General features: G+C 68.8%; 11 protein-coding genes and 1 other RNA gene. 5 read left to right on the forward strand and 7 right to left on the reverse strand.

The features are described from left to right. Positions 1-96 precede the first annotated feature (96 nt). The 3 genes from rnpB to IEV99_RS17905 form a co-directional block, all read right to left on the reverse strand. Positions 97-486, reverse strand: an RNA gene (gene rnpB / locus IEV99_RS17895) — RNase P RNA component class A. Between the two features lie 71 nt (positions 487-557). Next, positions 558-1,364 carry a lytic transglycosylase domain-containing protein gene (locus IEV99_RS23800; protein ID WP_244643916.1) on the reverse strand — a complete coding sequence of 269 codons (807 nt, stop codon included), beginning with the start codon at positions 1,362-1,364 and terminating at the stop codon, positions 558-560. 230 nt (positions 1,365-1,594) lie between these two features. Next, positions 1,595-2,437, reverse strand: a complete 843-nt coding sequence (locus IEV99_RS17905; protein WP_188519083.1) for a lytic transglycosylase domain-containing protein — start codon at positions 2,435-2,437, stop codon at positions 1,595-1,597. 353 nt (positions 2,438-2,790) lie between these two features. On the opposite strand from IEV99_RS17905, the gene IEV99_RS17910 reads away from it, so the two are divergent. The 4 genes from IEV99_RS17910 (at position 2,791) to IEV99_RS17925 (ending at position 5,197) form a co-directional block, all read left to right on the forward strand. Next, the gene (locus IEV99_RS17910) at positions 2,791-3,069 is read left to right on the forward strand and encodes a YMGG-like glycine zipper-containing protein (protein ID WP_188519084.1); all 279 of its coding nucleotides are present in this window, start codon (positions 2,791-2,793) and stop codon (positions 3,067-3,069) included. 94 nt (positions 3,070-3,163) lie between these two features. Next, positions 3,164-3,868: a TerB family tellurite resistance protein gene (locus IEV99_RS17915; protein WP_188519085.1), complete on the forward strand. Its 705-nt coding sequence runs from the start codon at positions 3,164-3,166 to the stop codon at positions 3,866-3,868. Between the two features lie 22 nt (positions 3,869-3,890). Next, the gene (locus IEV99_RS17920; RefSeq protein ID WP_188519086.1) at positions 3,891-4,658 is read left to right on the forward strand and encodes an N-acetylmuramoyl-L-alanine amidase; all 768 of its coding nucleotides are present in this window, start codon (positions 3,891-3,893) and stop codon (positions 4,656-4,658) included. Positions 4,659-4,765: 107 nt separating this feature from the next. Further along, complete coding sequence (locus tag IEV99_RS17925; RefSeq protein ID WP_188519087.1) at positions 4,766-5,197, forward strand: DUF2852 domain-containing protein; 432 nt, start codon at positions 4,766-4,768, stop codon at positions 5,195-5,197. A gap of 204 nt (positions 5,198-5,401) precedes the next feature. Here the strand turns inward: IEV99_RS17925 and metF are convergent, their stop codons facing one another. From metF to IEV99_RS17945, 4 genes are all read right to left on the reverse strand, one after another. Next, a complete protein-coding gene (gene metF, locus IEV99_RS17930; RefSeq protein WP_188519088.1) occupies positions 5,402-6,340 on the reverse strand; it encodes a methylenetetrahydrofolate reductase [NAD(P)H] in 939 nt (312 codons plus the stop codon). Continuing rightward, complete coding sequence (locus tag IEV99_RS17935; protein WP_188519089.1) at positions 6,340-7,371, reverse strand: ArsR/SmtB family transcription factor; 1,032 nt, start codon at positions 7,369-7,371, stop codon at positions 6,340-6,342. The genes metF and IEV99_RS17935 overlap by 1 nt, the downstream gene beginning before the upstream one ends. Before the next feature lie 412 nt (positions 7,372-7,783). Then, positions 7,784-8,491, reverse strand: a complete 708-nt coding sequence (locus tag IEV99_RS17940; RefSeq protein ID WP_188519090.1) for a B3/B4 domain-containing protein — start codon at positions 8,489-8,491, stop codon at positions 7,784-7,786. Positions 8,492-8,567: 76 nt separating this feature from the next. Next, positions 8,568-10,019 (reverse strand): AMP nucleosidase, encoded by a 1,452-nt coding sequence (locus tag IEV99_RS17945; protein WP_188519730.1) that lies wholly within the window; start codon positions 10,017-10,019, stop codon positions 8,568-8,570. 198 nt (positions 10,020-10,217) lie between these two features. Here IEV99_RS17945 and IEV99_RS23875 point away from each other — a divergent pair, with 198 nt between their 5' ends. Continuing rightward, positions 10,218-12,299 carry an FIST N-terminal domain-containing protein gene (locus tag IEV99_RS23875; RefSeq protein ID WP_188519091.1) on the forward strand — a complete coding sequence of 694 codons (2,082 nt, stop codon included), beginning with the start codon at positions 10,218-10,220 and terminating at the stop codon, positions 12,297-12,299. Positions 12,300-12,555: the final 256 nt, after the last annotated feature.

Genomic DNA, 12,555 nt, shown 5'->3' on the forward strand with positions numbered 1-12,555 from the left:
GGCATCGCCGTCGGCTCGGGTCTGGCGCAAGGTTGAAGAATGATCGAGGTAGAAGCCCACCGAGATCGGGGCCCTCGCTGAACCCGGACGAAAGAGATCGCCAGTCGGCCTGTAAGCCGGGTTCTGTAGGGCCGCGGCGCTTGCGCGACGCGACGTGACGGCCATTCCTCTGGGACGATCGTTGCCGACCGCCTCGAGCAACCAACCCGGGCCACAAGGGATTGAGACATCCCCGCAACGGTTTCCCGCCGCCATGGCCCCTATTCGGTTTTGCTCCCGGCGGGGCTTGCCATGCCGCCTCTGTTGCCAGACGCGCGGTGCGCTCTTACCGCACCCTTTCACCCTGACCCCGGCCGGAGCCGAGGCGGTTTGCTTTCTGTGGCGCTTTCCCTGGGGTCGCCCCCGCCGGACGTTATCCGGCGCCGTGTCTCGATGGAGCCCGGACTTTCCTCCCTCCTCGCGGAGAGCGGCCGTCCAGCCGACTGGCCGGGCGGGTATGGCGGAGCCGGCCGGCGCGGTCAAGCGACGCGCCGGCCAGGGTCAATGCCCGAGCAGCCTCAGTTGCTCGCCATGATGGCCTGAGCCTTGCCGCAATAGGCGCGGTTGGCCGCGTTGATGCGCTTGGCGTAGTGGCCGCTCTGGTAGCGCATCACGGTCGCGCAGGTGGAGCCGCCCGACATGCGGTAGGCCTGCGCCAGGTACTTCATGCCGTAGGTCAGGTTGGTCTCGGGGTTCTTGAGGCCTGCGGCGCCGCCGCCATAGCCCAGCCCGCGCGCCGTCTGCGGCTTGATCTGCATGAGGCCGACCGCGCCGCCATTGCTGACGCCCGGCTGGTACCGGCTCTCGATGCGCACCACCGCGTCGGCGAGCGCGAACGGGATTCCGTTGGCGGCCGCATGCTTGGCGATCATCGCCTTCAAGCCGGAGCGTGCCTCGGAGCCGTAGCCGAGCGCCTTGCCGTGGCGCGTGCGCACCGGGGCCTCGACGGCCGGGGCGGCCTGTGGAGCCAGCGCGGGCGTCGGCTGCGCGGCGGAGGCCGCCGGAACCGTGGCGGGAGCCGGAAGGCTGCCGGTCTCGAGCGACGCCACCTTGCCAAGGCGCGAGGCCGCACGGGCTTCGCGGGCCTTTTGCACCTGCTCGCGGCGAGCGGCGCGGCGCTCCTGGCGGGTCAGCGACTTGGCCTTGGCGTTGGTCTGGGCCTGGGTCTGGGTCGTGGCCGCCTGCGCGGCGTTTTCGGTGCGGGCTTTTTCCTGCAGCAGAACGTTCAGCGGGCTCGAAGGGTCGCCGACATTGGCGCTTGCGCCGGTCGAAAACCCCGTGGCGACACACGCGGCCAGGCAGGCCGCGGCGATCGTCTTCTTCATCGATGTACTCCAACTCGGGTGGTGAAACCGGCAGGGCTGCGCCCGTCTGGCCGGGGGACGCCGATGCGTCCATGCGGTGGCCCCTTCCCCGTCCCCTGCAACGCAGAAGAACATCCCGGGCGCGCGCGTTCTGGCGCTTCCGGCGGCAAAGGGGCCTTCGCGGTCCGCCGTTCCGGCGAGCGCAATGAAGCGCCCGGCGAGGGGATGCGGCGAACCGGAGCTGAAAAGGGCTAGTTGGCGGTCGCGACCGTGGTCTTGACCTTGGCGCAGTAGGCTCGCGCCGCTCCCGTCATCGACGTGGCGCGATGGCCCGCCTGGTACTTCAGAACTGTCCTGCAGGTGTCCCCGCCGGACAGGCGATAAGCCTGCGCGAGATAGAGCATCCCGTAGCGCAGGTTGGTGTCGGCATCGAGCAGGCCGGCCGCACCGCCCGCATAGCCCAGCGAGCGGGCCGTCGCGAAGCTGATCTGCGTGAGCCCCAGATTGACGCCGTTGCGAGCCGCAGCATTGTAGCGGCTCTCGACCCGCACCACCGCGTCGGCCAGCGCCGGCGGGATGCCGTTGCGGGCTGCGTGCTGGGCGATCAGCGCCCGCACCGATCCGGCAGGGGCCGAGGCGTCGGCGGCCTTCTCGATCACGGCCGACGGTGTGGTCTCGGGCCCGATGGAGGCGGTCTCGACGAGCTTGGCGGTGACGACCGTGGGCTTGGCGGCGGCCGCACGGGTCTCGCCCTTGTCGCTTACCGCGATGATGCCGGCCTTGATGCGGCGCTCCTTGAGGGCAGCCTGATCGGCGGGCTTGCCGTCCTTGCCGGCGCCGAACAGCGCTTCGGCGAGGGACTTAGGCTGCTCGGCGGATGCGTGCTCGGCTGCCTTGGTGGAATTTTCGGGAACAACCGCGCCGGCGGCGCGTTTCTGGCCAACGCTGCGCTGCTCGGAGGCTCCAGCATCATCCTGGCCCGCGGTCGCGGCCACGCGCTTCACCGTCCGGCTCGACGCCTGGGCGGGAGAAAACGCCATGACGGCTATGGCCAAGCTCGCGCCGAATACCGGCAGCTTCGCGCTGTTGATCATGGTGGATCCTTTCGCCAAAGCGACATCCAGGTGCTCCTTCGTAGAACGCTCCTCAGGGTAGGGGAGATTAAGGCCAAGATGTGACCGGGGCAACTGGCCAAATTACTGATGCCAATCGGCAGCTTGGACTGGAGCCTGAAAACTAGATTAGTTCGCTCGCGAATAATACAGCGTTGCATCCGCTCTACTTGCTCCCGTGTCGAAACACTTGCTTTCCAAGAAGAAGGCGTGAATTCGGCAAAATGCCGATTCGCTCCGTTCGCACGGCCAAGTTCCCGTTGGCGTAGGCCAAGGGGGGAGGTACAATCCTCTGCTCGCGAAGGCGGGCTGCCGGGTTGAACAGGGGGCGTTGCATGAAGAGATTTCTGGTCATTTCCGCCGTTGCGCTCGCGCTGGCCGGCTGTGGCAGCACCCAAGGCGACCGCGCCCTCGTTGGCGGCGCGATGGGGGCGACAGCCGGCGCGGTGATCGGCGGTTTGGCCACGGGCCGGGCGGGCGGCGCAGTCGCGGGCGGCCTCATCGGAGCGGCCGGCGGCGCCATCGTGGGAGCCGCCACCACGCCGCAACCGGAGGTGCAGTGCTACTACAGCCGCTATTACGGCCGTCGGGTGTGCCGCGAAGTCGTGTATTGAGTTCAGCAGAACGGGATTGCGCGAACGCCGGCCCCGGGGCCGGCGTTTTCGTTTAGAAAGCCACCGTGGAGAAAAGCGTGGGAGTGCGGGTGTGATGTGGGGCAAGCTCGGCGGAGCCGGCCTTGGTTTTGCGATAGGCGGCCCGATCGGCGCCCTTCTGGGCGTGCTGGCCGGGCATGTGGTGTTCGACTCCGGGCTCTTCGCCGACGACAAGCAGCTGGTGTTCACGACCGGCCTGATCGCGCTCTCGGCCAAGATGGCCAAGGCCGACGGCGTGGTGACGCGTGACGAGGTCGCGGCGTTCCGGCAGGTGGTGTCTATCCCCGAGGATGAGGTCGTGAACGTCTCGCGCCTGTTCGATTTGGCGCAGCAGACTTCCGCGGGCTTCGAGGCCTACGCGCAGCAGATCGGCGAGCATTTCCGCGACGAGCCCGCCCTGCTGGAGGACGTGCTCGACGGGCTTTTCCACATCGCCAAGGCCGACCACGCGATCCACGAGGCCGAGCTGCGCTACGTCGCCGAGGTGGCGCGCATCTTCGGCTTCTCGGGCGCCGAATACGGGCGCATCGCGGCCCGCCACGTGCGCCTGCCGGACGACCCCTATTTCGCGCTCGGGGCCGAGCGGTCGTGGGATGACGAGCAGCTCAAGCGCCACTACCGCCAGCTCGTGGCCGCCAACCACCCCGACCGGCAAATCGCGCTCGGCCTGCCGCCCGCCGCGGTGAAGATCGCGACCGACCGCCTGGCCGCCATCAACGCCGCGTGGGAAACGCTACGCCAGGAACGCAACATCCGTTGAGCGCAGGTCCTTTCGGAAAGCCATGTCACTCCTGACCCCCGACAGCCCCCTCGCCCAGAAAGTCGTGCCCTCCCCCAACCAGGGCGAGCGCAAGGGCGGACGGCGGCCCGACATCCTCCTCGTCCACTACACCGGCATGCGCGACGCAGCGTCGGCGCTGGCGCGGCTCGCCGACCCGCTGGCGGAGGTGTCCTGCCACTACGTCGTGCTGGAGAACGGCCGCATCCTCCAGATGGTCCCGGAAGCGGCGCGCGCATGGCACGCCGGCGCATCCGTGTGGGCGGGCGAGACCGACATCAACTCGGCGTCGATCGGGATCGAGCTCGTGAACCCCGGCCATGACGGCGGCTACCCGGATTTCCCCGACGCGCAGGTCGAGGCCACGATCCGGCTTGGGCTCGACATAACGAGCCGCTGGCGCATTCCGGCCCACCGCGTGCTGGCTCATTCGGACGTCTCGCCCGGCCGCAAGGTCGATCCCGGCGAGAAGTTCCCGTGGGAGAGCCTGCACGCCGCCGGGCTCGGCCACTGGACCTCCCCTGCCCCGCTGGGCGACGGCCGATCCTTCGGGCCGGGCGAGGAAGGCCAGCCCATTCAGGCGCTGCAGGCCATGCTGGCGATGTATGGCTACGGCCTCGACATCTCGGGCGTCTTCGACCCGCGCACCGAGGCGGTCGTGGCGGCGTTCCAGCGCCATTTCCGGCCTGCGCTGGTGGATGGCGTGGCCGACGCGTCCACGATCACCACGCTGCGCGACCTCATCCGGTCTCGGCCGGAGCCCGCGGCGTAAGTTTCTGCGAGGCCTGGCCTACGCGCCTTGCGAGCGCCGCAATCGGTTCCCATCTGCGCCCCTCGTCCGGCGGTTGTCGCCCGGGCCCCGTTCGCGAGGAGGCTCACGTGAACCCCATCCCCGACCAGACCAATGGCGGCTTCGGCTGGCGCTGGAAACCCGTCGACATCGTCGTGCTGGTGATTGCCTTCGCGGTGTACTGGCCGCTCGGCTTCGGCGTGCTCGCCTGGAAACTGTGGAACGACCGCCAGCCGGTCCCGCAGGATCTCGGCCAGGCGCTTCAGACCGGCTTCGACCGCCTGCAGCGCGCCTTCGAGGGCGTGTTCAGCTCGGTGTCCGGCGCCGGCTTCACGGCCGCCGGCCCGGCTCCCACCGGCAACGCCGCCTTTGACGCGCATGTGCGCGCCGAGTGGTCGCGCATCGAGGCGGATCGCCAGAAGCTCAACGACGAGGTCGCGGCCTTCCGCGAGTACCTCAACAGCGAGCGCACCGGCGACCGCGACGTCTACGAGCGCTTCCGCCAGTCGCGCGGGGTGTGAGGGGAAGCCACTAAGCTGCTTCAACACCCCTCATCCTGAGGAGCCATGCGTCAGCATGGCGTCTCGAAGGACGAGGGGCTCCAGAACGCAACCTGGTTGAGCGCCCTGGAGTCCCTCGTCCTTCGAGACACATCGCCAAGGGGCGATGTTCCTCAGGATGAGGGTGTTGTTGTTTTGGGCCCGATCGCGAAGAGCGGCTTCTGCCTACCCGTTCGCGGCGCGCCGCAGCTGCGCGTCCGCGGGCGTGGCTTCCGCCTCCGGCCGCATCCCCAACAGGTGACACGTGGCGTAGACCAGGTCCGCCCGGTTCATCGTGTAGAAATGGAAATCCCGCACGCCGCGGTCCAGCAGGTCGATGGCCTGCTCGGCCGCCACCGCGGCGGCGATCAGGCGGCGGGTCGCCGGGTCGTTCTCCAGCCCCTCGAAGCGCTCCGCCAGCCAGTTGGGCACGCTGGCGCCGCAGCGCGCCGCGAAACCCGCCGTCTGCTTGAAGTTCTGCACCGGCACGATGCCGGGCACGATCGGAATGTCGATGCCGCGCGCCCGCGCCCGTTCGACGAAGCGGAAATAGACCTCGTTGTCGAAAAAGAACTGCGTGATCGCGCGCGTGGCGCCCGCATCCACCTTGGCCTGCAGCACGTCGAGATCGTGGTCGACGGACGGGCTCTCGGGGTGGCGCTCCGGATAGGCCGAGACGAAGACCTCGAAGTCGCCATTGCGGCGCACGCCGCGCACCAGCTCGGCGGTGGTCTGGTAGCCTTCCGGATGCGGCGCATAGGCGCTGCCCACGCCGCCTGGCGGATCGCCGCGCAGGGCCACGATGTGGCGCACGCCGGCGGCCGCGTAGTCGCGTACGACGCCGTCGACCTCGTCCCGGCTCGCGCCCACGCAGGTCAGATGCGCAGCCGGCTTCAGCGCCGTCTCGCGCACGAGCCGCGTCACCGTGGCCTGTGTCCGTTCCCGGGTCGTGCCGCCGGCCCCGTAGGTGACGGACACGAAATCAGGCCGCAGCGGCTCCAGCCGCTTGATCGCGTCCCACAGGGCGACTTCGCCCTCGTCGTTCTTAGGCGGAAAGAACTCGAACGAAACCCGGATCGGGCGCTTGCCGCAGCGGCGGCTGAGAGGGATGGGGGAGCGCGGCATCACGCGACCTCCTGGCTCGCACGGGGGATGATGTCGGTGATGACGCGCCGGTCGCACGCCACCCACAACGACACCGTGAGACGGTCGGGCTCGTCGCCCGGCGCGCGCAATTCTCCATAGGACAGCGCGTCGAGCCCGGCCTCGGCCAGCCACGCCTCCATCTGCTCGCGCGCGAAGCCGAGCCGGCGATGCGCATGCGCCTCGCGCAGGAACTCCAGCCCATGCGGGGCGAAGTCGACCACGATCAGCCGCCCGCCCGGCGCCAGCAAAGCCGAAGCCTCCCGCAGCGCGCGGGGCGGGTCTTCCAGGAAGTGCAACACCTGGTGGACCACCACGAGGTCGAAGGCCCCGCGCTCCACCGGCGGGGCGTAGATGTCGCCCTGGCGCAGCTCCGCGCCGCGGATGCCGGCGAGTTCCATGTTGGCGCGCGCGACCGCCAGCATGGCGTGGTTGCTGTCCACCCCGACCGCGCGGGCGGCGCGCGGCGCCAGCAGCGCCAGCATGCGGCCGGTGCCGGTGCCAAGATCCAGCAGCGCACGGATCGGCTTGTCGCCCACGGCGGCCAGCACGGCGGCCTCAACCTCGTCATCGGCGGCATGCAGCGAGCGAATACGGTCCCACTCCACGGCGTGGCGATTGAAATAGGTCTGCGCCGCCTCGCTGCGCGCCTGCCGAACGGCAGCGAGCCGGGCCTTGTCGGCCGCCACAACGGGGTCGGCCGGGTCCAGCCGCTCGGCAAGATCCCGCGCCAGCGCGCCGGCCGGCGTCCGCTCGGCGATCCGGAAGAACGCCCACGCGCCCTCGCGGTGCCGCTCGATCAGCCCTGCTTCCGCCATCAGCTTGAGATGCCGCGAAATGCGCGGCTGCGACTGGCCGAGGATCTCGGTCAGGTCGGAAACGTTGAGTTCGCCTTCGGCGAGCAGCGCCAGCACCCGCAAGCGCGTATCCTCGCCGGCGGCGCGCAACGCCGTCACTAGCGCGTCAAGGCTGACGGGAGCGAGAGTAGGAGGATGGGGATCGAAGCGCGACATAAAGATATGTTTATGTCGGCAAACATTCCGATGCAAGCGAAACGTCGCAAACAGGCGATCGAACGTCGTTTGGTGGTTACATCGCGCACCCGCCGATACACCCTCCCGTCATTGCGAGCCAAAGACGAAGCAATCCAGACGCCGGCCATAGCCTGCTGAGCCGCGGCCGGGCGCCGTTGGGGCTATTCAGAGAGGCCGCCATGCACACCCTCGCCGCGAGGGGGAGGGTGGCGCTTCGCGCCGTTCTGGATCTCCCCACCCGTCATTGCGAGCTGGAGGCGATGCAATCCAGCCTTACGCCCGGCTATCAGGCTGGATTGTTTCGCTCCGCTCGCAATGAAGGCGAGGCGCGACGATGGCCGTGTGGGAGAGGTGGGGCGCGAGAAGTGCGGCGCCGGAACAGCGACGACGCTCACAGCTCCGCCACGGGCCGCCCGGCTTCCACCACGGCGAAACGGCAGGTCGCGCCGCAGAAGCGCTCCAGCAACGAGGCGAGGTCGGCGGCTGCCGCTTCCACGCTGCCGACGCCGTTGGATTGCAGCGTCACCACGGCGCGGCGTGTGTCGGGGGTGATGATGCTGCGGGCGTCCTGGCGCCAGTTCCAGCGGCGACAGAGCACGTGCCGCGCGTCCGCGAACACCACCTCGCCGGGCTTGGGCGGATCGTTCGGGTCCGTCCCCTCCTCCGCCGCCATATCCAGGAAGGTGTCGTCCGGCCGCGCATAGCGGAACGCCAGCGGCGGCGCGACCTTGTCGAGGTCGTCCGCCCCGACGCACAGCACGTGGCCGAGCGACACCGCGTTGTAGGCGTCCACGAACCCGTTGATGCGCGGCAGCTCGCGCTCGGCAAGGACGTTCTTCACCAGCCGCTCCACCGAGCAACGGTAACTCGTCTTCTTGATGCCGAAGCCCTTGTAGGCGGAACGCCACGCCGCGACGCCCGGGATCGCGGACAGTTCCGTTCCACCCCAGCGCGACCGGCACTCCGCCTCTCGGCGGGCGATCTCGTCGGCCAGCTCCGGCGGACGCTCGGCCGGGATGGCGAGGTTCTCGGCCACCAGCACGGCGGCGCGGAACTGCGGGAAAGCGTCGACGAGCTCGTTAATGGACAGCTGCGGCATCGGGGTCTCGGGCAAGAGAGGCGGGCGGCGCGAACCATCGCGCAGCGGCGCGCCCCGGCGCAAGCGCGGCGTAAGTTCACCGGAACGGCGGCTCGTCGAAGCTCCGGAGCTTGCGCGAGTGCAACTGCTCCTTTTGCTGCTTCAGGAGGTCCAGCGCCGCGATGCCGATGGTCAGGTGCTCGCCGATGGCGCGCTCGTAGAAGGCGTTGGCGGCCCCCGGCAGCTTGATCTCGCCATGCAGCGGCTTGTCGGAGACGCACAGCAGCGTGCCGTAGGGCACCCGCAGCCGAAAGCCCTGCGCCGCGATGGTGCCGCTCTCCATGTCCACCGCGATGGCGCGGGAGAGGTTGATGCGGCGGCGCTCCTGCGTCCAGCGCAGTTCCCAGTTCCGGTCGTCGTTGGTGACCACCGTGCCGGTGCGCAGCCGCCGCTTCAAAGCCTCGCCGCGGTCGCCCGTCACTTGCGCGGCGGCTTCCTGCAGGGCGACCTGCACCTCGGCCAAGGCCGGGATCGGCACGTCGGTCGGCACCAGCGCGTCGAGGATGCGATCCTGCCGCAGATAGCCGTGCGCAAGCACGTAGTCGCCGATCATCTGGCTCTGCCGCAAGCCGCCGCAATGGCCGACCATGAGCCAGGCCTGCGGCCGCAGCACCGCCAGGTGGTCGGTGATGTTCTTGGCGTTGGACGGGCCGACGCCGATGTTCACCAGCGTGACGCCCATGCCGCCGGGCGCGGTGAGATGGTAGGCCGGCATCTGGAAACGATGCCATGGCGCTTCGGCCACCAGCGCGTCCACGGCGTCGGCCGACATGCCGGGCCGGATGACGCCGCCGCCGGGCAGGATCAGCGAATCGTGCGGGCCCTCGCCCGAGGCCAGCTTCTCGACGCCCCAGCGCACGAACTGGTCCACATAGCGATGGTAGTTGGTGAGCAGGATCCAGGGCTGGATGCCGCGCCAGTCCGAACCCGTATAGTGCACCAGCCGGCGCAACGAGTAATCCACCCGCACGGCGTCAAACAGCGACAGGGGCCGGGGCTCGCCCTCGCGGATCTCGAACTGCCCGTCCGCGATCTCGTCGCCTACGGCGGACAGAAGCGGCGTAGGAAAGAACCGCGCCAGCTCGGCCGCCGTGACGCCGCCGCGGCCGAGCTCGTCGCCCCGCTCGAACACGTAAGGGTATGGAATTTCCTGATCGCCGACGCCTACCTCGATGCGCGCGCCGAACTCGCTGGAGAGTGGCCGCAGTTGTTCAAGCAGGTAGGTCCGGAAAGCGGCCGGCTGCGTGATCGTGGTGGCGTAGACGCCGGGAGCCGGAAACTTGGCGAAAGCGCGCCTGTTGGTGGCAGGCACGCCGTCGGGCTCGTAGACGAGGCGCAGCGCCGGGTAACGGAACGCCAGCCGTTCTTCGGCGGTCGGATGTGCGCCGTTCGCCAGGAAACGTTCGAGCGCACTCCTCAGCGCGCAGGTGGCCGCATCGTAGAGCGCCTCGAGGCGGTCCACGGCCGCCTCGGGAGACGCAACCTGCATGTAGCTCGCGCCGAGCGCGGGGGCTGAAGGGGGGGAAACCGTCAAGACGAACCTCGCTGCGTTTCCCCAGCCAGATACGCCGCTGGGCGCGTGCGAGTCAAAGCAGAGCCCGAAATCGAGCCACCACTTACGTTGATTTTTATCAAATATTCAACAATCGACTACAATCTGCCTTGGCGCGTAGTTGGTCCCTCATCCATGTTTCAACGTCTCCTTCGCACGTTCACGGCGGCCGCCGAGGAGCCGGATGCGTCCGCGCCGATCCCATCTGCGGTTGTGGCCGAAGTTTCGCCGCCGCCGCCAGTCCACATCGCCACGCGGGTGATCAACCTCTCCGAGCTTTCTGGCCTTTCTGCCCGCGACTTCGAGCTGAACGGCGAGCCCGCCGCCATGGCGCTGGTGTTCGTGACGCCGCATGCCGACTTCGGCGCGGTGATGCACGGCCTCAAGCGCGTGGCATCGCCGCGCACCGCCTTGTTGGGCGTGTCGACAGCCGGAGAGTTGTGCAGCTCTGAAGGCGCATCCCTGTATCTTCCGGCCGACGGCCCGTGGCGCACTGTGGTGCTGCAACTGTTCTCGCGCGCCATGATCGCCGACATCTCGATCGCGGTGGTGGACCTCCACTGCGCCGACATCCGCTCCGGCGCGGTTCGCCACACGGAGGCCGAGCGCGTCGCGCTGATCCGCCGCGAGCTGGAGCGGGTTTCGATCCCGTTCGACGTCGACAATCGCGACACCTTCGCGCTCACGCTCGTGGACGGGCTTTCGGCCAGCGAGAGCTTCCTGATGGAAGCCGTGTACCAGTGCGGCCGCTTCCCGTTTCTGTTTGCGGGCGGCTCGGCCGGCGGCACGCTCGACTTCAAGAACACCTGGCTGTTCGACGGGGACAAGGTGGTGCAGAACGCCGCCATCCTGGCCTTCGTCAAGACCGCGCCGGACTATCGCTTCGGCCTGCTGAAGACGCACAATTTCCGCCGCACCAACACGAGCTTCCTGGTGCTGGAGTCCGACCTGCCCAAGCGCACCGTCTCGCTGGTGGCCGGTGAGGACCACCTGGAGCCGGCCTCGATCATCGACGCGCTCTGCAAGGCGCTGCGCTGCGACCGGCATGAGCTCACCGTGAAGCTGCGCAAGCGAACGCTCGGCATCGAGCTCGACGGCGAGATGTATGTGCGCTCCATCGCGGGCATCGACCTCGACGCCGAAACCATCGCGTTCTTCTGCGACATTGGCCGCGGCGATCGGCTCTGGCTGCTGGAGGCGGAGGACATTGTCCAGTCCACGACGGCCGCCTATTCGGAGTTCATGCGCGGCAAACCGCCCGCCATCGGGGCCATCCTGTCCGACTGCATCTGCCGGCGGCTGAACAACGGCCCGGATCTCGCGCGGCTGCGCCTGTTCGACACGATTCCAACGGCGGGCTTCTCCACCTTCGGCGAGCTGCTCGGCATCAACATCAACGAGACGCTCTGCGCGCTGGTGTTCTTCCATGCGCCGGCCGGTACGCGCTTCCGCGACAAATACGTGGACGAGCTGCCGGTCCATTACGCGCGCTTCGCCAACTATTTCATGCACCGGCGCGTCGCCCATGCGGACTATCTCGGCCAGGCGCGGCGCCGTCTCATCGACATGCTGAACCACGAGCTGCAGGCCGGCGCCAAGCTGGTGGAGCAGATCAACCTTGTCACCCGAAAAGTCGGCGACCTGTCCAACGACATCGCGAGCGTGGAGTCCAAGCTCACAGACACCACGAGTTCGCTCGGCATCTACGAAAAGTCCCGCGCCCAGCTCGACACCGAACTGGGCAAACTCACCGAGGTGGGCCGCTCCATCGAGGCCGTGCTCAACGTCGTGAAGGGCATCGCCGACCAGACCGCGCTGTTGTCGCTCAACGCCACCATCGAGGCGGCGCGCGCCGGGGAGGCGGGACGCGGCTTTGCGGTGGTGGCCAACGAGATCCGCAAGCTCTCGGCCGACACCAAGATCGCGCTCGAGAAGGCCGCCTACGGCATGGACCGCAGCGGCGGCGAGGCGATGTCGATCATCCAGAGCGCCGTGGACGCCGTCGGCCGGCAGGTGCAGGACACGTCCAAGACAGTGCGCAACGCCCGCGGCTCCAGCCAGAAGCTGGAAGTGGAGCTGCGCGGAATCCTCGAAGTGGCGGCCTCGCGCTTCGTCGAATTGCGGACCGAGCTCGACAGCTTCAGCGGCTACAACGACCAGGTCGCCCGCCTCTCCCGCGTCGCCTTGCGCCTCGCCGATTTGGACCGCGCTGCGTAGTGCGCCTCGCCGTCATCGCGAGCGCAGCGAGCCCTTCACCCTCCCCTTGAGGGGGAGGGTCGCCGCGCAGCGGCGGGGGTGGGGTGCAGCCGGGCGTAAGGCCCACCCCTCACGGACAGCAACCTGCCCCGACGTCACCCCACCCCGCCGGCCTTCGGCCGACGACCCTCCCCCTCGAGGGGAGGCTGGCTGCGGCTTCACTCTTGGGCTCACTCTCTCCGTCACCCCCGGCGGCGCGCAGCGCCGGGAAGCGCAT

Source organism: Alsobacter metallidurans (genome assembly GCF_014636935.1).
Lineage (GTDB): Bacteria > Pseudomonadota > Alphaproteobacteria > Rhizobiales > Beijerinckiaceae > Alsobacter > Alsobacter metallidurans.